At 34.6% G+C, this 23,946-nt stretch carries 15 protein-coding genes; 6 read left to right on the forward strand and 9 right to left on the reverse strand.

Annotated elements, in window-relative coordinates; translation table 11 throughout:
* From DMA14_RS19750 to DMA14_RS19760, 3 genes are all read left to right on the forward strand, one after another.
* A partial coding sequence (locus DMA14_RS19750) for an HYR-like domain-containing protein (protein WP_157957741.1) occupies positions 1-4,681 on the forward strand: 4,681 nt, incomplete at its 5' end.
* Positions 4,682-4,818: 137 nt separating this feature from the next.
* Positions 4,819-5,736 (forward strand): PorP/SprF family type IX secretion system membrane protein, encoded by a 918-nt coding sequence (locus DMA14_RS19755; protein WP_111426254.1) that lies wholly within the window; start codon positions 4,819-4,821, stop codon positions 5,734-5,736.
* Positions 5,737-5,748: 12 nt separating this feature from the next.
* Entirely contained in the window at positions 5,749-7,692 is a 1,944-nt protein-coding gene (locus tag DMA14_RS19760) for an OmpA family protein (protein WP_111426255.1), read from the forward strand.
* 119 nt (positions 7,693-7,811) lie between these two features.
* Here DMA14_RS19760 and DMA14_RS19765 read toward each other — a convergent pair whose 3' ends face one another.
* The 6 genes from DMA14_RS19765 to pyrR form a co-directional block, all read right to left on the reverse strand.
* Positions 7,812-8,318 (reverse strand): CAP domain-containing protein, encoded by a 507-nt coding sequence (locus DMA14_RS19765; RefSeq protein ID WP_203418344.1) that lies wholly within the window; start codon positions 8,316-8,318, stop codon positions 7,812-7,814.
* 185 nt (positions 8,319-8,503) lie between these two features.
* Positions 8,504-9,148, reverse strand: a complete 645-nt coding sequence (gene pdxH / locus DMA14_RS19770; RefSeq protein WP_111379212.1) for a pyridoxamine 5'-phosphate oxidase — start codon at positions 9,146-9,148, stop codon at positions 8,504-8,506.
* A gap of 94 nt (positions 9,149-9,242) precedes the next feature.
* Positions 9,243-10,148: a ribonuclease Z gene (locus tag DMA14_RS19775; protein ID WP_111426256.1), complete on the reverse strand. Its 906-nt coding sequence runs from the start codon at positions 10,146-10,148 to the stop codon at positions 9,243-9,245.
* A gap of 59 nt (positions 10,149-10,207) precedes the next feature.
* A complete protein-coding gene (locus tag DMA14_RS19780; protein ID WP_066034102.1) occupies positions 10,208-10,540 on the reverse strand; it encodes a ribonuclease Z in 333 nt (110 codons plus the stop codon).
* Positions 10,541-10,656: 116 nt separating this feature from the next.
* Positions 10,657-11,586, reverse strand: a complete 930-nt coding sequence (locus tag DMA14_RS19785) for an aspartate carbamoyltransferase catalytic subunit (RefSeq protein WP_109194141.1) — start codon at positions 11,584-11,586, stop codon at positions 10,657-10,659.
* A gap of 106 nt (positions 11,587-11,692) precedes the next feature.
* The gene (gene pyrR, locus DMA14_RS19790) at positions 11,693-12,232 is read right to left on the reverse strand and encodes a bifunctional pyr operon transcriptional regulator/uracil phosphoribosyltransferase PyrR (protein WP_012026512.1); all 540 of its coding nucleotides are present in this window, start codon (positions 12,230-12,232) and stop codon (positions 11,693-11,695) included.
* A 519-nt stretch (positions 12,233-12,751) separates the two neighbouring features.
* Between pyrR and DMA14_RS19795 the strand changes: the two genes are divergently transcribed.
* From DMA14_RS19795 to DMA14_RS22935, 3 genes are all read left to right on the forward strand, one after another.
* A complete protein-coding gene (locus DMA14_RS19795) occupies positions 12,752-13,501 on the forward strand; it encodes a hypothetical protein (RefSeq protein ID WP_162536296.1) in 750 nt (249 codons plus the stop codon).
* A 12-nt stretch (positions 13,502-13,513) separates the two neighbouring features.
* On the forward strand, positions 13,514-14,716 hold the full coding sequence (locus tag DMA14_RS19800; protein ID WP_111426258.1) for an amidohydrolase family protein: 1,203 nt from the start codon (positions 13,514-13,516) through the stop codon (positions 14,714-14,716).
* 602 nt (positions 14,717-15,318) lie between these two features.
* Positions 15,319-15,492, forward strand: a complete 174-nt coding sequence (locus DMA14_RS22935; protein WP_008468862.1) for a hypothetical protein — start codon at positions 15,319-15,321, stop codon at positions 15,490-15,492.
* Between the two features lie 220 nt (positions 15,493-15,712).
* Here DMA14_RS22935 and DMA14_RS19805 read toward each other — a convergent pair whose 3' ends face one another.
* The 3 genes from DMA14_RS19805 to chiA all read right to left on the reverse strand — a co-directional run bounded on the left by DMA14_RS19805 (position 15,713) and on the right by chiA (position 23,601).
* The gene (locus tag DMA14_RS19805) at positions 15,713-17,332 is read right to left on the reverse strand and encodes an ABC-F family ATP-binding cassette domain-containing protein (protein WP_111426259.1); all 1,620 of its coding nucleotides are present in this window, start codon (positions 17,330-17,332) and stop codon (positions 15,713-15,715) included.
* A gap of 334 nt (positions 17,333-17,666) precedes the next feature.
* Positions 17,667-18,437 (reverse strand): TlpA family protein disulfide reductase, encoded by a 771-nt coding sequence (locus DMA14_RS19810; RefSeq protein ID WP_111426260.1) that lies wholly within the window; start codon positions 18,435-18,437, stop codon positions 17,667-17,669.
* 427 nt (positions 18,438-18,864) lie between these two features.
* Entirely contained in the window at positions 18,865-23,601 is a 4,737-nt protein-coding gene (gene chiA, locus DMA14_RS19815) for a T9SS-translocated chitinase ChiA (RefSeq protein WP_111426261.1), read from the reverse strand.
* Positions 23,602-23,946 lie beyond the last annotated feature (345 nt).

Genomic DNA, 23,946 nt, shown 5'->3' on the forward strand with positions numbered 1-23,946 from the left:
TAACATCACTAAAACAAGCGGACAGTTCGTTGCCTCTGAAGGTTGCGGAAATGCAGGAACTTACACCAACACTTGGACAGTTAAAGATGACTGCGGAAATACTTCCGATACTTTCACTCAAGTGATCACAATACAAGACACTACAGCGCCAACTTGGAATACTATTGCTGGCACTTTAAATGTAACTTTAGAATGTAGTGATGCAGAAGGACTTGCAGCTGCTCAGGCTCAGTTCCCTGTTGCTTCTGACCTTTGCGATGCCGACGTTCTAAACATCACTAAAGTAAGCGGACAATTTGTAGCTTCTGAAGGATGCGGAAATGCAGGAACTTATACCAACACCTGGACAGTTAAAGATGACTGCGGAAATACTTCTGACACTTTCACTCAAGTGATCACAATACAAGATACTACAGCGCCTACTTGGACAACTTCTCCAACAGCTTTAAATGTAACCTTAGAATGTAATGACACAGAAGGTCTTGCCACTGCTCAGGCTCAGTTCCCTGTTGCTTCTGACCTTTGCGATGCTGATGTTTTAAACATTACTAAAGTAAGCGGACAGTTTGTAGCTTCTGAGGGATGCGGAAATGCAGGAACTTACACCAACACTTGGACGGTAAAAGATGACTGCGGAAATACTTCCGATACTTTCAGTCAAGTGATTACTATTCAGGATACTACAGCGCCAACTTGGAATACTGTTGCTGGCACTTTAAATGTGACTTTAGAATGTAGTGATGCAGAAGGACTTGCAGCTGCTCAGGCTCAGTTCCCTACAGCTTCTGACCTTTGCGATGCTGATGTTTCTAACATCACTAAAACAAGCGGACAGTTTGTAGCTTCTGAAGGATGCGGAAATGCAGGAACTTACACCAACACTTGGACAGTAAAAGATGACTGCGGAAACACTTCCGATACTTTCACTCAAGTAATCACTATTCAAGACACAACAGCGCCTACATGGAATACTGTTGCTGGTTCTCTAGATGTAACTTTGGAATGCAGTGATGCGGAAGCTCTTGCCACCGCTCAAGCTCAGTTCCCTACAGCTTCTGACTTATGCGATTCTGATGTTCTAAACATCACAAAAGTAAGCGGATCATTTGTTGCCTCTGAAAACTGTGCAAATGCAGGAACTTACACCAACACTTGGACGGTAAAAGATGATTGCGGAAATACTTCTGATACTTTCACTCAGGTGATCACAATTCAGGATACTACAAAACCAACTTTCGTTGGTGAACTTCCTACAGATATTACCGTTTCTTGTGACGCAGTTCCAGAACCATTTAACATGGAAGCCTCTGATAATTGCAATGGAAACTTACCAATTGTTTTCAATGAAACTAAAAGCGATATTAAAAACGAATGCGGTACAGAATATACCTTAACTCGCAATTGGTCAACAAGTGATTGTGGCGGAAATTCAGTTTCTTATACTCAAATTATAACAGTAAGAGATACTACACCTCCAACAGGTACTGCACCTGCAGATGTTGCTAATCTACAAAGCGCAGCTGACATTCCAGCAGGAAATCCAGCTGACATCAAAGATGCGGCAGACAATTGCTCAGGAACTGTAAATATCACTGTAAGCGACACTAACAATGGAGGAACTGGATGTAATGGACAATCTTACATCCTAACAAGAACTTATACTCTAACAGACTGTGCAGGTAATAAAACTGAATTAGTGCAAACCTTTACAGTTGAAAATAAAGTTTCTGTAAGTGGTATTGCTACAAATGTAAGCTGCCAAGGAGAAAGCGACGGTTCAATTGCAGTTACTAGCACTGCTGGAGCTACTGTAGTTATTACCAATCAAAATAATGAGGTGGTTGGAAATACTAATCTACCAGCTGGAACTTACACGCTTACTGCAACATCTTCAGTAAATACTGAAAATGAAACTTGTACAGCAACTGCAACAGTTGTGATTACAGAGCCAAATTATAGAGTTAAAATATCTGGACAAATTATAAATGTAGATACTAATACTCCTCTTGCAAATGTACCTGTAACATTGATTCCACAGGGAACAACCACAGGACCAATACAAATGCGCATTACAGGTGCAGACGGAATGTACAGTTTCACAGGAATGCCAGCCGGAAGTTATTTGGTACAAGTACAAGATGCTAATTTAAATAGTGCATATCAATTATACCCTGTTGATTCTAGCTTATTCTTTACTACTTTAGAAGAATGTGCTTTCCAAGTTCACAACTTCAAATACGGAGCTTCAAAACTTCCTGTTCTTGGAGATTATGTTTGGTACGATACCAATAGCAACGGAATTCAAGATGAATGGTATGATGCTAATAATGATGGAGTAGTTACCAAAAACATTCCAGATTCAAATGGAGCTATTGACTACAGCTTATGGGAATGGATTGATCTTAACGGAGACGGAAGCTATGCTGGCCCTCAAAATGTTGGGGAATTAAATGCCGGTGGTTTTGGAAATGCACTTAGTCCAAATGTAATTGTTGATGGTCCAAATGGATACCACAAAGATGTTATTGTAGGAATTGCAGGATACTGGAGAGATCGCCCAGAAACAGAAAATCCTTACGGACAATATACAGTAAAATTGGTAAGAGATGCTAATTTCGATACTGTGGCTGCAAATTTAGGATTTACCGGTTTAGTAAAAGTGCTTCCTTCTGTATCTGGAAAAAACATAGCTGGAAAAACAAGTAAAGCACAATTGCACACCGTTTGTAAAACAACAACAGAAAGTGGCTATGTCGTGACCATTACACCAGAAGATTTAGTTCATTTAGATCTTGATTTCGGCGTAAGCTGTAAAGAATACAAAGACATTGTAGCTAATGACGACAGCGCAGGTCCGATTGCAGGTGTAAACCATACTACTACTAATGTATTAAATGTATTGCCAAATGATACTTTAGAAGGAAATCCTATAACTGCATCTGATGTAATCATAACAACTGTAACACCAAACGAATTCTTACAATTAAATGCTGATGGCTCAGTTGATGTATTGCCAAATGCTCCAGTAGGAACATTAACAATGGTATATCAAATCTGCGAAGCTGATCAGACAGATAACTGCGATACTGCGACTGTTACAGTTACAATAGAAGCTCCTGTAATGACTGTTACTGCTACATCAATATGCGTAAATGATGTTCCATATCTTGACTATACAGTAACACCAGGAAACTTTACTCCTATAAATGGCGTGACCATTGCATGGGCAGACAGCAATAACAATGTAATAACAACAATGACCGATCTGCCATTAAGCGGACGTGTACTATGGCCAGGAGCTGTAGTAGATGATCAAGGAAAAGGAATTGACTGGCCAGGCTGGATTTTTGAAAACAACAGATGGATTGAAGGAGCTGACGGATTTGAAAAATTACGTCCAACAGCAAATGTGATCCTATCTCTAAATCCTAGTCAAACTATCACAGTTAGCTATCCTCCTGCAGATCCTTTCTGTACTGCTAGACCAACATTTGCTATTGTAGCCAATGACGATACTCCGGCACCAATAATTGGAGACTCAGGACAAACTAATGTGATTAATGTTTTAACAAACGATACATTAAATGGTTCTACAGTAAACATAAATGATGTTACATTAACAACTGCTGTTCCAGACCCAACAGGTTCATTAACATTAAACCCTGACGGATCTGTAAATGTCGCACCAAATACGCAAGGTGGAACTTACACATTAACATACCAAATTTGTGAAAAAGCCGATTTTGGAAACTGTGATACTGCTATTGTGACTGTTACTGTAATTTCTCCAGTAATTGCAAATGACGATACGTATAACAATATAGGATGTAACACTTTTGGATTGGTAGGCAATATATTAAGCAATGATTTAAAAGGAAAAACTCCTGCGACAATAGAGTTAGTAAACTTTACACTTATAGCCGAAGGAAGTAACACCAAAACAGATCCAAACATCACTGTTGACGCTTCTGGAAATGTAAATGTATCAAGCTTAACACCAGCTGGCACTTATATTTACAGCTACACAATCTGTGACAAATTAAGTTCTCAAAATTGTGATTCTGCAACTGTTACTATTACAGTAATTCCAAATGGTGTTGTTGAAATAAGTGGCACAGCATGTACCGATGATTCGACATTAGTTAACTTGAACAGCCTACTTCCTCAAGGAAGTCCATTAACAGGAGTTTGGCAAGATAAAAACAATACTAATGCCCTTCAGGGAAGTGTCCTTAATCCGTTTGGTTTAGCATTAGGCAATTATGCTTTTGAATACATAATAGCTGACGAAAAATGTCCGAGAAGCATTCTATTAAACATGGAAGTCAATGATGACTGTAAAGTTCTAGCTTGTGGTAATGTACTAGTACATAATGCTTTTTCTCCAAATGGCGACAATATAAACGATTTCTTCAAAATTGACAATATCGATGACACAACTTGTTATCCTGGCAATACTGTCGAAATATATAATCGCTGGGGAGTTTTAGTTTTTGAAACTACAAACTACAATAATACAACAAATGCTTTTGATGGAACTTCAAGAGGAAGAACAACTGTTAAGCAATCTGACGGACTACCAACTGGAACTTATTTTTACATTATTAACTATAAATCTCTGGATGGAAACAACAATGTTCAAGAACATAAATTAGACGGATATTTATATCTATCCAAATAGTAATTAAAATACGCTGCAAAATATCTTTTGCAGCGTATTTAAAAACATCCGTAAAAATTGACTACTTTTGAAATAGAACACGTTGATTTTCAAATATTTAAAAGTCAATAGTAATTATTAAACTAATAAAATCTACTATGAGAACAAAATTATTTTTCTTCGTCATTCTGTTAGTTACATGTTCAGGGTATTCACAGCAAGATGCACAGTATACACAGTATATGTATAACACAATAAATATAAATCCTGCCTATGCGGGTTCTCGTGGAGTATTTAGTGTTTTTGGTCTCTACCGTACCCAATGGGTAGGTCTTGACGGAGCACCAGAAACAAGCAGTTTTTCAATTAATACACCAATAAACAATAGCAGACTTGGTGTAGGAGCTTCATTAGTTAATGACAAAATTGGTCCTACCAATGAGAACAATATCTCAGTCGATGTCTCCTATACAGTTCAAACATCTGCCGATTTTAAACTATCATTTGGTATTAAAGGAACTGCAAATATCTTCAATTTAGATGTAAACAAACTAAATCCTGCAGATCAAGGTGATCCTCAATTTCAGGATTTAAATAATAAATTCAGTCCAAATGTAGGAGCTGGTGTTTACTGGCACTCTGATAAAGCTTATATCGGTTTGTCTGTACCTAATTTTATCGAAACAAATCGTTATGACGACAATGATGTAGCAATTTATAAAGATAAGATCAATTATTATTTAATTGGAGGTTATGTATTCAATCTTGATAAATATCAATATGTAAAATTTAAACCCGCCATTTTAGCAAAAATGGTTCAAGGGGCACCACTTCAGGTAGACCTATCTGCCAATTTCATGTTCTATGATAAATTTATGCTTGGTGCAGCCTATAGATGGAGCGCTTCTTTAAGTGCTATGGTAGGATTTCAGATCACAGACGGACTTTATTTAGGGTATGGCTATGATCGAGAAACCACCAATTTAAATAATTACAATTCAGGTTCACATGAGATATTCCTGCGTTATGAATTCTTCTCAAACAAAGGCAAAATGACAACTCCTCGTTTCTTCTAAAAATAAGGTATCATGAAAAACTATACACTACTTTTCGTTACAATTATAGGCGCTTTTTCATTTAGCAGTTATGCACAGCAGGCCAAAATAAATAATGCAGACAAAAAATATGACGGCTATGCATATATTGATGCAATAAAAACCTATGAAAAAGTTGCTGCAAAAGGCTACAAATCTGAAGACATGTTTAAAAAACTGGGAAATGCCTATTATTTTAACTCGGATTTTCAAAATGCTGCAAAATGGTATGGCGAATTGTTTGCAATGAACACAAAGGTTGAACCAGAATACTATTTTAGATATGCGCAATCTTTAAAATCTACTGGTGACATTAATAAAGCCAATAAACTTCTGGATGAGTTTAATGCCATCTCCAAAAATGACAGCAGAGGAAAACTTTACAAAGAAGACGTAAACTACTTGGACCAGATTAAAGCAAATTCTGGGAGGTACCAGATAGAAGACGCGGGTATAAATAGTAAGTACTCAGATTACGGATCATTTATTTACAACAACAAAATATATTTTGCTTCAGCTCGAGATACAGGAAATTTTACCCAACGTAAACACAAATGGACAGGAGAATATTTCACTAACATTTACAATGCTGATCTAGATCCTGCAACAGGAGGCATGTCAAAAGTAAATAAATTTAAATCGGCTATTAATACCAAGTTCCATGAGGCATCTCCGGTATTCACAAAAGATGGGAAAACAGTTTATTTTACCAGGAACAACTACAATGATGGAAAAAAAGGAAAAGACGAAAACAAAGTCACATTAATAAAACTATATAAAGCAGAGCTGGGAAAAGATAATAAATGGACCAATATTACCGAGCTTCCTTTCAATAGCAATAATTATAGCACAGCTCACCCAGCTCTTAGCCCAGACGAAAAAACACTATATTTTGCTTCTGATATGCCAGGATCTATTGGAGAATCAGACATATATAAGGTTAGCATCAATCCAAATGGAGGTTATGGCCCGCCAGAAAATCTCGGAAATAGTATCAATACAGAAGGAAAAGAAACATTTCCGTATCTGACCAGCGAAAACGAGATTTATTTTTCATCCGATGGACGCCCAGGTTTGGGAGGTTTAGATGTTTTTGTGGGTAACATTGACAATAACGGAAAAGTTAGCGATATCCAAAATGTAGGAGCAGATGTCAATTCTCCAAAAGATGATTTTGCTTATATAATTGATCCCGAAACAAGAAGAGGATTTTTCAGCTCCAACAAAGATGGCGGGCAAGGTTCTGATGATATCTATAAATTCCTAGAAACCCGAAGACTCAAATGTGTTCAGGAATTATATGGTGCCATAACAGATGCTGAAACTGGAGCTGTGCTTCCTGGAGCAAAAGTAACTTTGTATGACGATCAGATGAATCTTAAAAATTCTGCTGTTGCAGATGGTTCCGGTCTTTATTCTTTTGATGTAGAATGCGGTAAAACATACTACGTAAGAGCCGAAAAACCAGAATATACAACTAGAGAGTTAAGCGTAACGATTGAAAAAACAAGCGGTAAAACAAACTTGCCAATTGCATTGGAAAAAGCAACCTGCAAAGTTACCGTAGGCGATGACTTAGGAAAATGTTTCGGCATCAAAATGATTTATTTCGATTTAGATAAATCGAATATTAGAACAGAAGCTGCATTGGATCTAGAAAAAATATTGGCTGTTCTGAACGATTATCCTAATATGAAACTAGACATTCGTTCACACACAGACAGTAGAGCATCTCACCAATACAACGAAGCTTTATCTGACCGAAGAGCAAAATCAACTATTCAATGGCTGGTTAAAAATGGAGTTTCTCCTAAACGTTTAACAGGAAGAGGATATGGCGAAACAGAGCTCGTAAACAAATGTGCTGATGGTGTACCTTGTACAGAAGAAGAACATCAGGCAAACAGACGAAGCGAATTTATTATCACAGCTTTATAATCTTATAAATAAATAAACAAAAAAAGCTGCCTAAAATGGCAGCTTTTTTTAATTTAAAAAGTCGTTACATTTCTATGAATTGCAACGACTTCTAAAAAACCAACCTGTTCAATAAATCTTTAAAGCTTAACAAATATGTTAGTATAATATTTTTTTCCTGTAGCTGGATCTGTCGTTACAGACAATCCAAAATGAGTATAATCTCCTACTATATTTTCTTTGTGACCAGGACTATCCAACCAAGCTCTTAAAGCCGCTTCTGGAGTTTTATAATTATAAGCAACATTCTCTCCTACTTTCTTTGCGCCCAATACACTAGTCATATTACTAGATCTTGCCACAAAATCGTTATGATCCACAACATTATTTGCAATCATATATTTATTATGCTCTTCACATTTAAATGATATATGATTAATTCTTTCCAAGGCATTCAAACCAATACTCACACGGTATTCGTTTATTAGTCTCATCGTTTCTATTTCGGTATCGTTGTATGTGTAATTTGCAACAAGCGTTTCTGTTGGAGTAGCAGTATCCAAGCTTGCGTCGGCAGAATCAGCAGAACATGCGTTCATTGCGAACAAAATCGCAATGAACAACATGGTGCGCGTAATCTTTTTCATAATCATCAGCATTTTAGCGGTTTAAAGTAAATGTTGGGGCAAATCCTTTAAATTTATCTTTGAATAAATATCGTTTGCTTTATTGTATTCCAAACGTATTCAATTTACCGTTAAAGTGCAAAAATAATCGATGAAATGCACTTATTTTTTAATTTTAAATATAAAATTCCTACGTAAAAATACTTTTACGAAGATAACCTTTCAATCTTCCAAGAAAAATCTGACTGACTAGTATAACGAATCCTATCATGAAGCCTATTTGGTCTTCCCTGCCAGAATTCAACTTGTAGTGGAGTAACAATATAGCCTCCCCAATTTTCAGGTCTCGGAATTGGTTTTCCTTCAAACTCCGTTTCCAGTTTTTTTAAGTTTTCTTCTAAAAATGTTCTTGAAGGAATCACTTCGCTTTGGTGAGAAACAATCGCTCCAAGTTTGCTTCCATCAGGACGAGAATCAAAATAATTATCTGAAATAATTTCAGATGTTTTCTGAGCAATTCCTTTAATAATCACTTGACGTTCTGCTTCCTGCCAAAAAAAAGACAAACAAACATTTGGATTAGCTTCTATTGCTTTCCCTTTTTCCGAATTATAATTGGTATAAAATATAAAACCTTCCTCGGAAAATTTCTTCAATAAAACCACACGCGATTTAGGAAAACCATCTAATCCAATTGTCGAAACTGTCATAGCATTTACCTCTCCGCTTCCGCCAAAATCTTCCACTTCATGAAACCATCTGTTAAAAAGATTAATTGGATCTTCTGGAATGTTCGTTTCCAGTAATTCACTTTTCTCGTAAGATTTTCTATAATTACTTAAATCATTCATAGTTTTTGATTTTAGTTTATTTTATTTCAAGTTTCAAGTTTCAAGTTTCAAGAAAACTTAGAACCTCAGCATCTTAGAATCTTAGCATCTTTTTTTAAAACTCAAAACTTAAACCGTCATCTGCCAAAAGCACATTTGAAAATACTTCCTCAGCTTCTTTTTTGAAAGACTCCAAACCATCATAACGCGTTGAATAATGACCTAAAATAAGCTGTTTCACATTGGCTTTTAAAGCAATATTTGCTGCTTCTTTTGCTGTCGAATGCAATGTTTTTTCGGCCAATCTTGCTTCCGATTCCAAAAATGTCGATTCGTGATATAAAATATCTGTATTCTGTATAATCGGAATTATCTCTTCATTATAAACTGTATCAGAGCAGAAAGCATAACTTTTTGCTGGTGGCGGATCAAAAGTAAGTTTTTCGTTTTCAATTACTGTTCCGTCGTCAAGTGTAATATCTCCGCCATTTTTTATTTTCTGATAATACGCAACATGAATATTATAGCGTTGAACAGCTTCAACGTCTAATTTTCTTTCATCTGGTTTTTCCTGAAAAAGATAACCATTTGTGTAAACACGATGCTTTAGCGGAATTGTTTTTACAATAACTTTCTTGTCTTCAAAAATGACTTCGCTTTCTTTCGATTCTAATTCGTGAAAAAACAAAGAATAAGTTGTCCAAGATTCTGTCAGTTTTAATTGAATTAAAACAAATTCCTTAATCCCTTTCGGACCATAAATATGTAAATCTGTGGTTCTTCCTAAAAGCGAAAATGTCGAAATAGTTCCAATTAATCCAAACAGGTGATCTCCATGAAGATGCGAGATGAAAATATGATTAATTTTTGAGAATTTAATCTTGTTTTTACGAAGCTGTACTTGAGTTCCTTCTCCACAATCAATTAAGAACAATCTGTTCTTAATTTCTAAAACCTGCGAAGTCGGATTAGTAAGTGTTCTAGGAGTTGCGGCATAACAGCCAAGTATAGTTAACTTCATTTCTCAATTAAAAATTGATAATTGACAATTATTAATTTTTAATTATCAATTGTTAATTATTAGAAACCTAGGTCTCTTTCGATTTCTTCCATTTCGATAATATCGTGAGCTTCTAAAAGAGAAGGCACTACAACCAATTTATCTGAAATAGCATTAAAATCAAGATCGGTTGCTACAATTACAAACGATTTTTTTGCTTTTTTCTGAACTTTAGAAAGCGGTAAAAAAGCTTTTAAATCATTTTCTGAAATATTAGAATCTGATGATAAATCGATTATAATATTTTGTTTTTCAAAGGTTTTAAATTGTTGCGTTACTTTTTCCAAGAAAGCATTTACATCTCCTTGCGTATCTTTAATCGTAACGGTATGTCCTTTTTGATCTACTTTCATTTTATAATTTATTGGGGCTTATAATTTATGATGCTAATTTACTAAGTTTTTTTGTTTCAGGTTTCAAGTTTTGTACACCATTGTGGCAAACTTGAAACATTAAACTTGAAACAAAATTATTGCTGTATCTTAGAAGCCAGCAAATAAATAACCGCCATTCTAATCGCTACACCGTTTTCAACCTGATTCAAGATCACCGAATGATCAGAATCTGCTACTTCAGAAGTAATCTCTACTCCTCTGTTGATTGGTCCCGGGTGCATGATTACAATTTCTTTTCCTAGAGAATCCAAAAGCGGTTTGTCTACTCCGTATTGCTGTGCATACTCACGTGTCGATGGGAAGAAATTCACATCCATACGTTCGTTTTGTACACGAAGCATATTGGCAACATCGCACCATTCTAATGCTTTTCTTAAATTCGGTTCAACTGTAACCCCAAGCGATTCAATATATCTCGGAATTAATGTTTTTGGTCCGCAAACTTTTACTTCAGCGCCTTGCATCTGCAAAGCATATATGTTTGAAAGCGCTACACGCGAGTGCAGAATATCACCTACAATAACTACTTTTTTTCCAGCAACATCACCCAGTTTTTCTCTTATCGAATAACTGTCTAATAAAGCCTGAGTTGGATGTTCGTGCGCTCCATCCCCAGCGTTTACGATGCTAGCTTTTACATTTTTAGATAAAAAATAAGCCGCTCCAGGATTAGAGTGGCGCATTACAACCATATCAACTTTCATCGAAAGGATATTATTTACAGTATCAATCAAAGTCTCTCCTTTTTTAACCGATGACTGAGCTGCAGAAAAACTGATTACATCAGCAGATAAACGTTTCTGCGCTAATTCGAAAGAGAGTTTGGTTCTTGTACTGTTTTCGAAGAAAATATTGGCAATGGTAATATCTCGTAATGAAGGAACTTTTTTAATCGGTCTATTAATGACTTCTTTAAAATGATCTGCCGTTTCAAAAATCAGGTTAATATCATTCTCATTGATATATTTTATTCCTAATAAATGATTTACGCTTAATTCTTTCATTGTGTGTGTTTATATGTTTAATCGTTGAATTGTTTAATCGTTTTTTGTCAAATTTGTTAATCGGAATTACTACCGATTAAACAATTAACCGGTTAACCGATTAAACTTAATTCGTCACTAGGTGAACAACATCTTCACCATCATTTTCTTTCCAGCTTACAATTACTTTTTCACCATTAATAGCATCTACCTGACGGCCTCTGTAATCAGGTTGAATTGGCAAATGACGGCTGAAACGTCTGTCTATTAAAACCAATAATTCAATTTCTGAAGGTCTTCCGAAAGATTGAATAGCGGTTAGCGCAGAACGAATGCTTCGTCCGGTAAACAAAACGTCATCTATAAAAATGACTTTTTTGTCTTCGACTATAAAATTGATTTGGGTTTTATTGGCTTCAAGCGGTTTATCAGTACGACGGAAATCATCTCTAAAAAAAGTGATATCCAAGTATCCTAAAGAAATTTCAGGAACTTTGTATTCGTTTTCTAATATTTGTTTTAAACGTTCAGCTAAAAAAACACCTCTCGGCTGGATTCCAACTAAAATAGTATTAGAGAAATCAAGATGTTTTTCGATTAACTGACAAGCCAAACGATGGAGTATGATAGTAACTTCTTTCGAATTAAGTAATACTTTTTGACTCATAAGTGATTGTAATGTTTGGTTGCGCAAATATACGGAATCTGATTTTATTTGTTGGGGTGTTGGGTTGGGAAATATTTTCTAGTAAACAAACTTAAAAATAATTCATGCGTTGATATAGCGTTGGCAAGCTAATTTATAAAACATAATATTTATCCTACGTTATTTAATCAATAAATAACAGATTAGACACGAAAAAGCAAAATAATTATCCTACAAATAATTAATTTACAATAGTTTAAATAAATTAGCTAAGTTTTTTCTTACCCACAAAATTAAATTAACTGATTTTTTAACCAAAACAAATTATCTATGCAAGTATCTAAAATTTTGGAAATACTAATTGCGTTAGGTTTATTTTACTTTCTCTTTAGTACTCTCGTTTCGTTGCTTTTTGAGTGGTATTCACACAAAACTCAAAAAAGAGGCCGATTTCTTTACGAGACAATTTTTAAATTATTAAATGACCCCGTCAACAAAAGCTATGGTGCCAGTTTATATAGTCACTTTAGCATTGATCAATTGAAAAAAAACAGAGATTCATATCCACAATACATTTCATCCGAAATGTTTGCTAATGCTCTGATCGACATTATTGGAAGCCAATCTGAAATTACACAATTTACAAACGTTTTCCAATCCAATGATTCTAAAAATCTAATCAAAGTTGAAATGGAGGAATTCCGTTTTCAAGATCCGTATGAAAGATTTCAAAAAGGATTAGACGCTATGGAATATAGTCCATTCAAGAGCTACTTGAGAGGATTCTTTGAAAAAACGGAAAATTATTCAGATTTGAAAAATGCCATTTCAAAGTGGTTTGATGATTATATGGAAAGAGTAAGTGGCTGGTATAAAATAAGAACAAAACGAAGTATCTTTATTATAAGCCTATTAGTATGCTTTGCTCTAAATGTTGATTCTATAACTCTTATTAAAAAACTAAATACTGATGACAAGTATCGTAAAGATTTAGTTTTATTAGCAGAAAAAAAAGTACTCGAAAATAAATTTAATGATCAAAAAATTGACTCGGTAGATCTTGCGAAAAACCTAAATAGCATTAAATCAATAATTAATGAAATAGAAGATAATTCTCTGCCAATTGGTTATCAAGATGACTTTAAGGAATTAAATAAAAAGAATCATTATATAATGTGGTTTGTCGGAATCTTAATCTCAGCATTTGCTTTAAGCTTTGGAGCTCCTTTTTGGTTTGAAGTTATGGTAAAAGCAATAAATATTAGAAGAGCCGGAATAAAACCTTCCTAAAACTATAAAATCATGAACGATATATACAACATTCACTCACACATATTTACAGGGAAATGTGCTCCGAAAGATTTTTTACAAGTAGGTGCCAAACTTGGAGACGGAGCTTCTAGTTTTCTTAAATGGCTAATATTAACCAGACCTGTATCTTGGATAATTGTAAAATTAGGGAATTTAATACCTAAAAGAATTTTACAATTCTTAAAAATTGGTGTCATGGCTTCGCAAGAAGAAGTTTTCCTAGACCTGAAAGGAGCTTATGACAACTCTCAATATAGCGGAATAAAAATTGTCGCACTTACTATTGATATGGATTACATGAGTGATCCTGATAAAAAGCCAGAAAAGGATTTTAATTCGCAAATACAAGACGTCTATAAATTAAAAAAAACATATCCGAATATATTATTTCCCTTTTATGGCGTAGATCCAAGGAATCCAGATATTAAAAATCTACAAAATCTTAAAAGAGCACTTGAAAGTAAAACTTTTGCAGGAATTAAATTATATCCTCCAAATGGTTTTTTCCCTTTTGACATACGACTAGACAGTCTTTATAAATATGCTGAAGAAAACAACATACCTATTATGACACATTGCACAAGAGGCGGCAGTTATTACATAGGTAAAAATGTCTGGTCTGTAATTCCTGACAATCCTACATCATTAAACCCTACACACCCTTTAATGCCAATAATTACCGCACGAATTGCAGCTTATAAAAATGCCTCTGACAAATCATTTCGTGAAAACGCAAGAGCATGTAATCTTTTTACGCATCCTGAAAATTACATCCCAGTTTTAGACAAATACCCTAACTTAAAACTTTGTATTGCACATTTGGGTGGAGATATAGAGATATTGGGATTAAAAAACCCAGACGCAAAAAGTGCTAAATTATTTCAAACAGCAAAAGACATTGAAGGTAATACAAAATCATGGTATGACATTATTAAACAAGATATTCTTATTGAAAAATACCCTAATACGTTTACCGACATTTCTTATTCGTTGTGTGATGAAAATTGCATGAAACAATTATCTAGTGATTTGATTAATAATCTTATTGATCAAAAGCGAGTTTTATTTGGAACAGATTATTTTATGGTCGCAAAAGAAAATGCAGAACTTAAAGTTGTTGCTGTAGGTGAAAATAATTTAAAAGTATATTTCCCTGATTTAATGAGCAAAAACAATCAAAGCTACTTATTTTAAAATGCATTTTGCTATTTTTAATATTTGGGACTGTTTTTAAATTCAGTCCCAAAATATTGTTCAAACTAATTGTTTTTTTTCAACTATCTTTTTAAACAAATCTTAAATGAAAAAACTGTAGAATAATGAGGCAAAATTTAAGTCATTTCTCAAGTAAACCTAAAAACATATTTTTATTAGATAGCTTTGGAGCTTTGCTTACTACTCTATTACTCTATTTTATCCTTAGACATTTCAATGCTTTTTTCGGCTTATCTAAAAACATTTTCGAATACCTTTCAATCACTGCATTCACATTTTTCGTTTATTCATTCAGTTGCTTTTTTTTAGTCAGGCAAAATGAGAAGTTATTTTTAAAGATAATATGCACAGCTAACATTCTTTATTGTCTTTTGACATTTGGCATAGTCTTACATAACCACAAAACTATTTCGGTTTACGGCATTGTTTACTTTCTGGCAGAAATAGCTGTAATTATTGGACTTGCGGTTTTAGAAATGAAAATTATAAAATCCAAATCCTAAAACATTTCCAAAAAATTCTATAACACATTTCGCTGATTCGTGAAGTAATTTTAAGTGTCAATTTAAAATATCAGAATCATGCAAAATAAAATACTAAGATTGTTAATGGTATTTGTAATACTATTTTCATTTACAAGCTGTGAAGTTATTGGAGACATTTTTAAAGCCGGAATGGGATTCGGGATATTTATCGTAATTTTTATTATTGCGATTATTATCTGGATTTTCGCTAAAATGTTCGGAAGCAAATAATCATCAATAAACAATAAAAAAATCCCAAATTCCAAATTAAACTTGGAGTTTGGGATTTTTATTTATGTATAATAAAGTCCAATCTTTGTCGAGCTTCTTGCGAAGATTTCTCCTTCGTCGAAATGACAAAAATGCGCAAATCAACTTTATGATTTATCTTTTATCAAAACTCACAAGTTAAAAAATTGGAATTTGGAATTTTCAAATTGAAATTTAAAGATTAAAGATTATACATCTTCTTTCTTTGTTCCTGAATTTTTTCATCATCAAGATATTCGTCAAATGTCATATAACGATCGATAACTCCGTTTGGTGTCAATTCTACGATTCTGTTACCAACAGTTTGCGCAAACTCGTGGTCATGTGTTGTGAAAATTACAGAACCTTTAAAGTTTTTCAATGAGTTATTGAAAGCTGTAATAGACTCCAAATCTAAGTGGTTTGTTGGTTCGTCTAACATTAAAACGTTAGCACGCTCCATCATCATTCTAGACAACATACAACGTACTTTTTCTCCTCCAGATAAAACTCTTGAAGTTTTTAAAGCTTCTTCTCCAGAGAAAATCATTTTACCTAAGAAACCTCTAATAAATACCTCATCACGCTCTTCTTCTGTTTTAGCATACTGACGTAACCAATCTACTAAAGTCAAATCATTTTCAAAATATTTGTGGTTCTCAGCTGGCAAATACGCTTGATTTGTTGTAATTCCCCAGTCAAAACTTCCAGCGTCTGCTTTTTGTTCTCCGTTTAAGATTTCGTAGAAAGCTGTTGTTGCACGTGAATCTTTAGAGAAAAGAACGATTTTATCACCTTTTGCCATATTCAAATCAACATCTTTGAATAAAACTTCTCCATCTACAGAAGCTGCTAAACCTTCTACATTCAAAATCTGATCTCCAGCTTCACGATCCTGATCGAAAATAATCGCAGGATAACGGCGGCTAGATGGTTTGATTTCGGCAATGTTCAATTTCGAAATCATTTTTTTACGAGAAGTTGCTTGTTTCGATTTCGCTACGTTTGCACTAAAACGACGAATAAATTCTTCCAACTCTTGTTTCTTCTCTTCTGCTTTTTTGTTTTGCTGTGCACGCTGTTTTGCCGCTAATTGGCTAGACTCGTACCAGAAAGTATAGTTTCCTGAATAGTGATTGATTTTTCCGAAATCAATATCAGAAATATGTGTACAAACCGCATCTAAAAAGTGACGGTCGTGAGATACAACGATTACAGTGTTTTCGTAGTTTGCTAAGAAGTTTTCTAACCAAGCGATTGTCTCGAAATCCAAATCGTTGGTAGGCTCATCCATAATTAGCAAGTCAGGATTTCCAAAAAGTGCCTGCGCCAAAAGCACACGAACTTTCATTTTTCCTTCCATATCAGCCATTAAAGTATAATGATCTGCTTCTGTGATTCCTAAGTTAGATAACATTGCAGCAGCATCAGAATCGGCATTCCATCCGTTCATTTCTTCAAACTGAACTTGCAACTCCCCTATTCTGTCTGCATTAGCATCATTATAATCTAAATAAAGTTCATCCATTTCTTTTTTAACAGCGTATAGAACTTTATTTCCCATTAAAACGGTTTCCAAAACAGTATGCTCGTCGAACATGTTGTGGTTCTGGTTTAAAACCGACATACGTTTTCCTGGCTCTAAATGAATGTGCCCTGAAGTTGGATCAATATCCCCTGAAATCACTTTTAAGAAAGTAGATTTTCCTGCACCATTTGCTCCAATAACGCCGTAAATATTTCCGTGAGTAAACGTAGTATTTACTTCGTCGAATAAAATTCTTTTACCAAACTGAACTGATAAATTATTGACTGTTAACATGAATGTCTTTTTAATTAATTTGGTGCAAAAGTAGTGAAAAAGGTTCTAAGTTGCAAAGATACTAAGGTGCTAAGGTTTTTTATGCTTGTGTTGGTTTCTCGCAGAGTTGCAAAGGCGCAGAGTTTTGTTTTATGCTGATGGTAGTCACGCAACCTTGTCATTTCGACGAAGGAGAAATCTCCACAAGTAGCTCGACAAAGATTGACAATTATAGGGACGGAGTTTCTTGCGAAGATTTCTCCTTCGTCGAAATGACAAAAATGAGGTTACTTTGCCATAAAACTTTGCAACTTCGCTCCCGATATCTATCGGGATTGCGAGATTAATTAAAACTTTACAACTGACTTTCTTTAGCTAAAGCCACTTCAAGACTCTCAAAATTAGGAAGCACTTTTGCAATCATTCCTTCTTTGTTTAGAATAAAATGTGTTGGGAATGAATTCAATTGCAGTGATTCATTCATATAAACTTTCATGTCTGGAATTACAGAATACGAAAGTGGTTTTCTTGCTAAGAATGTTTTTAATTGTTCTGCTGAATCTTCGGCTAAACTCATAAAAACAATGTCTTTTCTGTCTTTGTATTCTTCAACTAATTTGTTGACTTGCGGAAATTCTCTAATGCATGGCGTGCAGTGAATGTACCAGCATTTTATCACGATAATTTTTCCTTTCATGGATTCGTTGGTTACCAGATTTCCATTTAAATCTTTAAAAGAGAATTGCGGAAAAGCAGTTCCTTCCATTTTATAGTTTTTATAAGCATCAAAACCTATTTGATTGATTGTCGCTTTTATACTTGTATCTGTTTTTGGCTGAATTTTAAATAGCTTATAAACATAAATATTCGCTTCTGATTTCAATCGAACTGGAATAAAATTTCCATTTGCAAGCTGATCTAAAAAAGCTTCTTTTGAGATTTCTTTTGAAGATGAATCAAGTGCAGTGAAATCTCTTGAAAGCATAATTCTTTTATTATAAACCGACCATTGCTCGTAAGTTTTCTGGATTTGAATGGGATCAACTTCTGGATTTCCGAATTTATTTTGGCTGAAAGAAGTAGTGAAACTTAAAAAAGTGATTAAGAGGGCAAATATTTTTTTCATGAAGTTTTATGCGATAATTGAAAATTCAAAAGTAATTAAAATAGTTTTTTAATTTGGGGCAATTGTGAAGAAATAGTAGGCGGATGATACAGATTCGCTATCGCGAAAACGCAGATAAAAACAGATTTTCTATTGATATATCTAAAAAAATTAAGTACAAAAATCCGTTTTTATCCGCGTCTTTACGAAGTAAATCCGCCTCATCCGTGTACTATATTGAGTTATTAGTTCATTTATCGAAAGTCATAAAAAAAACCTGGCAACAAAAATTGCCAGGTTCATAATGCGCTACATGAGGCAAAAACCAAATAACAAATTACCTCACTTCACAGCATTTAAGAAATAAAAATTAGGCTAAAAAATAAATAACCAAACTCAATTTTAACCGTCCCAACTTTTTTATTTCTAAATTTTCAATTCTTTTATTCTAGTTTAAAAAGTTCATTACTTTCAATGACTTTTTATGACCTGATTTATCTGTTACGATCACAACAAAAATCTGTTTACTAGCAAAACTTGGGCTATTAAGCAATACTTCTTTATTGTTTTGAATATTTCTATGGCTTGTAACATTCTGTCCTATCGTATTGAATACGTCAACCTGAGCAATTTCTTCTGTTTCATTAGATACAGATAGTGTATTATTTCTAAAATAAGCCACAGTCGTATTGCTTTCAGCAGTTATATCTTCTGCCGCCAACATTTTTGCTGCTCCTTGCGATGCAAAATAAGCCGCATACGCTTTAGACAATTCAGATGAATTACCGCAAGAAGAGGCATCCCAGTTTACAGACCAAGTCATTAAACCTCTTAAAGAAGGATATGGACCGCCTGGCTGCATAGTATATGTTCTTCCAGTGAAATTGGTTCCGTTTCTTAAATAATCCATAGCATTAATTCCTTCTGTCGGAGTTAAATAACCGCTACCTGCTGCACTCGGACAAGCTGGTAATGCAATAAGAACTTTTGAAGCTGGCAAACCATCAAAATGCATTCCTGTTGAAGCAATGTTATATCCTTTTATAATCATGTCAGTCAAAGCAGTAACCATGTTTGCTTTCTTAGCCGTGCCATAATATTGACCATCTAATCCGTTTTCTCCTCCTGTGTTATACAATTGCACCGCTAATAAATCTAACTCGTTACGCAAGTTTTGAATAATTGGCAAGAATGAACCGAAAGTATCAGTATAAGTAGTATATCCTCCTTGTACATATTGTGTTTCTGGAGCTGCAGTTAACAAGAATCCAGGACCGTAATATGCTTTTAATTCTTTAAACGCATCTACTACGTTTTTCAATCTTGGATAAGCAGAAATACCCGCATAAGAAATATCTCTTAAACCTCCTGCGCTAAAATTCATCGATCCGCCTTCAAAATCAATATCAACTCCATCAAATTGATATTCGTCGATAATTGCTTTTAGACCATTAACAAAAATATTTTTCTGAGTAACATTTTCCAGAACAACATGACCATTTTGACCTCCAATAGAAACAATAACAGGAACACCGCTATCTCTTAAAGTTTTGATATCATTTTTCAATAATTGCTTATCGAAAACTCCATTGGTCAAATATCTAGCGTCGTTTGTAGTTAGTATTGGCGTATAACCATCGCGATTAACGGTTTCTACGAAAGAATAATCAACTACGTTAAATTTACTTCCCTTTATTTGAGAGAAATATAAAAATGGAGCTGAAGTATTTTCCCAAGAATGTGCATACCCTAAAATAATTTTAGACGGAAGTGGTATGAACCTATTACCACTTATTGTAGCAATTTTAATAGTATTGTTTAATGTAGTTACCGCAGCTTTATTATCTGTTGCTTTAATTACAATTGGATAATCCTGATAAGCAGTTGGCGTAAAATTATACGTATAAGTATTATTTGTACCTGCTGTCATGTTGAATGTACCTCCATTTATAGTAATAGTAACGCCTGAAACTGTTCCGTCACTATCAACAGCTGTAACTGAAATTGGCACAGCTTGGAACGAACTTTGGTACACAGTAGTATTCGATGGTGAATTCCAAGTAATTACAGGTAATGTATTTGGACAATTTGCACCTGAACAAGTTAATGTAAAGCTATAAGTTTTTGCATCTGTTTGTCCGTTTGATGCTGTAGCAGTAACGGTTAAGGTATGAGAAACTCCAAACTGATTAGCAACCGGTGTCCAAACCGATGTATAAGTTTCTGATGAATTGGCAGCACTTATAGTTTGTCCGTCTAAACTAAATACAACAGATGAGATTGTAGTGGCGTCAGCTGCACTTAATCCAACACTTGCAACAAAATTAATTGATGATCCTAAATTGATAGCAATCGTCGAAGCTGTTGGTGCTGTAATGGCAACCACTGGCTTAGTCACAACTGTTGTTTGTGTATTAAAATTATAAACTGTTGGCGTTGTTGGAACAGCAAAATTTGCCAAGTTATTTGGGTAATAAGCCACTTCCCCATTTTGCCATGAATTTAATTTCAAGCTTAAAATTTGTGTATATCCTGCTACAACTGCATCATCAAAAGCATAATTTCCTGATGCATCTGTTGTTGCTAGAACGCTTTTCCAGTTGTGGGTGTTATCTGTCCAAGGCAAAACGATTTCCACTTTTGCATTCGCAACAGGCGTAGAACCATTTTTCACAGTTCCGCTGATTAAGTTTGTCGCTGCTGCCAATGCTGCTTTAGCCGTTGAACTTGTATTAAAGTTATAAACTGTTGGAGTTGATGGAACAGGAAAGTTTGCCAAATTATTTGGGTAATAATTTACTTCTCCGTTTGACCAAGTATTTAATTTTAAACTTGTAATGGTTGTATAACCGTCTGTAACAGAATTATCAAAGCTGTATTTACCTTGTGCATCTGTTGTTGCCAGAACACTTTTCCACGGATGTGCATTATCTGTCCATGGCAAAACAATCTCTACTTTTGCACCCGCAACAGGAATAGTTCCGTTTTTAACTGTTCCGCTAATTTTACTTGTAGTTGTTGCAACATCCTGAGTAAAATTCAATGTTTTATTTGCATTCAAATTAGAATATACTGTTGAAGCTGGTGTAAATGTTTGGCCTGTTAAAGCAGCCGTTACTGTATAATTTCCTCCTGAAGCTAAAGTCAATGAATAAGCTCCGTTTGAATTGGTTGTTGCAGTAACATTTCCTGCTGTAGAAGATGCAGTAACTGTTACGCCAGAAACTGGAGTTGTTCCATTAAGAACTGTTCCGCTTACGGTATACGTTACCACCGCTGCTCCTTGAGTGAAATTAAGCGTTTTGTTGGCATCAATTGCATTGTAAACTGTTGAAGCTGGAGTATAAGAGAATCCAGATTTTGCAGCGGTAACTGTAAAGTTTAAACCTGCTGTTAATCCTGCTACGCTGTAAGCTCCGCTTGCATTTGAAACTCCTGTTAATGTTGTCGTTCCAGAAACTGCTGAAACTGTAACACCAGAAACTCCTGCTGTTCCGTCTAAAACTGTTCCGCTTACAGTATATGTTGGCTGAGATCCGTTGATTATAACTCCTGTCTGATTAACAGTAACATTCGTTAAACTTACAGGAACAAAAGTGTAACTAGCTTTTGCAGCTGTTAACGAATAATTTTGCCCAGAAGTTAAATTGTTGAATGTGAAATTTCCTGTTGCAGAAACTACTGTCTGAATTACTGCATTACTTGCATTTCGTAATTCAACTGTAACGTTGGTAACTAATGCTGCTCCATTTTTAACAGAACCAGAAATGCTTACTGTTCCTGGAACAACGCTTCCAAATGAAGTGTCAACTTGGCTTAATAATGAATTCGGAATTGAACCTCTTGTATCTTGAGATAATTCCCAAATCATACCACCAGCTAAATTTCTAGATTTAATGTATTGCACTTTTAAATCCATTGATTGCTTATCTTCATAAGAAATAAATTCTTTTGTAGTAGCATTATATAAGTAAGGAACTTTAGTAGTATTATCAAAATAACGAACCCATCCTGCCGAAGCTGCAGACGGCGTTACCATCATAGTATTTGGATCTAAGTAAGCGTGAGAATTGGTAACTGGATTTCCGACTAAATCGCAAATTTCGATACTTCCTGATTTTTCACAAGCTCCAGAACCATCCCATGTTCCTGTTGGGTTTTGCGGATTTGTACATCCAGGAACTACGTATCTTGGTGCTGAAACAAACAATCCGTTAGTTGAATTTGCAGCAACATTATCGAATTTTTTTCCGTAGAAAGGCAATCCCATGATTAATTTATTAGCAGGAAAACCAATTACATTTAAATATTGATTCGTTAATTCGTCTAATGATTCCGATTGCGTTGCACCATACAACGGATCATTTGGGTTTCCACTTGCGTATAAAGGTGCGTTGTAACAGGTTTTATCGTACCAGTTTCCACCAAAATCGTATCCGAAATACGTGATATAATCACAATAAGTAGAAATGTCTTCTGTCATTCCGTATTGTGCTCTGTTATTTGGTCCTAAATACTGTTTAGAAACATTTCTAACGTTGTTTCCAGCAGCAATAGTAATTAGTTTATTTGGCATTGCCTGACGCATCGCTTTCAATAAAAGCACTAAATTTTTATTATCATCAGGACTATATTTTTGAGGAGGAACAGGCGAACCATTTACTATTTCTGTACCATCAGTTCCGCCAGAAAGAGGATATTCCCAGTCGATGTCGAAACCATCAATAAATGGATATGTAGTAATGAAGTTTGCCATATCTGCTGCTAAAGCTGCTCTTGCTACAGGACTTGCAGCAATTGGAGAAAGATCTTGACCTTTTGTCCAGCCTCCAACAGAGATTAAAACTTTTAAATGAGGATACTTTTCTTTCAATTTCATTAAATCATAAAAGTTCCCTTTTACTGGCGCATCCCACGGAATACCGCCTTCCATATGCTCAAAATCAGCATAAGTGTCTAAACATTTTAATTTTGTATTCTCAGGATGGGCAGGATCATAAGTGGTCCCATAAAAAGAATAATTTAAATGCGTCAATTTACTTCCATCGATTTTCGGAACATTGAAATCCCGGGCATAGATAGACCATTGAGCATAATACCCTACTACTTTTTTTCCGTGGGCTGGTTGCGCCAACGCAAGTAAGGGAAACAGTAACAAAAAGAGCAATCTGTAATAATGTTTCATAATTAATAAATATTAGTTAATAGAAAATAAATAATTGGGCCACAGCAGCATAAAAACTTCTGGGTTTCGCTCAACTGCAGGTTGGAAGGCTGCTGTCGATCGGAAATAAACTCAAATTACATTCTATAGATAAATATTACTATTACTGATTTTTACATAATCATTAGCCAATAGTAGTGATTGATATTTATTTATAATTTTTTAAAAAATTAATGTTAAATACAAATGATAAACTTGGGACGACTCATCAATCTATACTCTTTTTTTGTCATGTTTTATTCTATTCTTTCTATTTGGTTTTTAAAAGGTTAATACTCCGTTATTGGTTATTTTTAGTTTGTTATA

This window comes from Flavobacterium sharifuzzamanii (genome assembly GCF_003254585.1).
Classification (GTDB): Bacteria; Bacteroidota; Bacteroidia; order Flavobacteriales; family Flavobacteriaceae; genus Flavobacterium; species Flavobacterium sharifuzzamanii.

Excerpts from the sequence above, each read along its gene's own strand:
- DMA14_RS19805 (WP_111426259.1), bottom strand. The coding sequence starts at position 17,332 with ATGTTAACAGTCAATAATTTATCAGTTCAGTTTGGTAAAAGAATTTTA.
- pdxH (WP_111379212.1), bottom strand. The coding sequence starts at position 9,148 with ATGAATGATTTAAGTAATTATAGAAAATCTTACGAGAAAAGTGAATTA.
- chiA (WP_111426261.1), bottom strand. The coding sequence starts at position 23,601 with ATGAAACATTATTACAGATTGCTCTTTTTGTTACTGTTTCCCTTACTT.
- DMA14_RS19810 (WP_111426260.1), bottom strand. The coding sequence starts at position 18,437 with ATGAAAAAAATATTTGCCCTCTTAATCACTTTTTTAAGTTTCACTACT.
- DMA14_RS19775 (WP_111426256.1), bottom strand. The coding sequence starts at position 10,148 with ATGAAGTTAACTATACTTGGCTGTTATGCCGCAACTCCTAGAACACTT.
- DMA14_RS19800 (WP_111426258.1), top strand. The coding sequence starts at position 13,514 with ATGAACGATATATACAACATTCACTCACACATATTTACAGGGAAATGT.
- DMA14_RS19755 (WP_111426254.1), top strand. The coding sequence starts at position 4,819 with ATGAGAACAAAATTATTTTTCTTCGTCATTCTGTTAGTTACATGTTCA.
- DMA14_RS19785 (WP_109194141.1), bottom strand. The coding sequence starts at position 11,586 with ATGAAAGAATTAAGCGTAAATCATTTATTAGGAATAAAATATATCAAT.
- DMA14_RS22935 (WP_008468862.1), top strand. The coding sequence starts at position 15,319 with ATGCAAAATAAAATACTAAGATTGTTAATGGTATTTGTAATACTATTT.
- pyrR (WP_012026512.1), bottom strand. The coding sequence starts at position 12,232 with ATGAGTCAAAAAGTATTACTTAATTCGAAAGAAGTTACTATCATACTC.
- DMA14_RS19760 (WP_111426255.1), top strand. The coding sequence starts at position 5,749 with ATGAAAAACTATACACTACTTTTCGTTACAATTATAGGCGCTTTTTCA.
- DMA14_RS19780 (WP_066034102.1), bottom strand. The coding sequence starts at position 10,540 with ATGAAAGTAGATCAAAAAGGACATACCGTTACGATTAAAGATACGCAA.
- DMA14_RS19765 (WP_203418344.1), bottom strand. The coding sequence starts at position 8,318 with ATGAAAAAGATTACGCGCACCATGTTGTTCATTGCGATTTTGTTCGCA.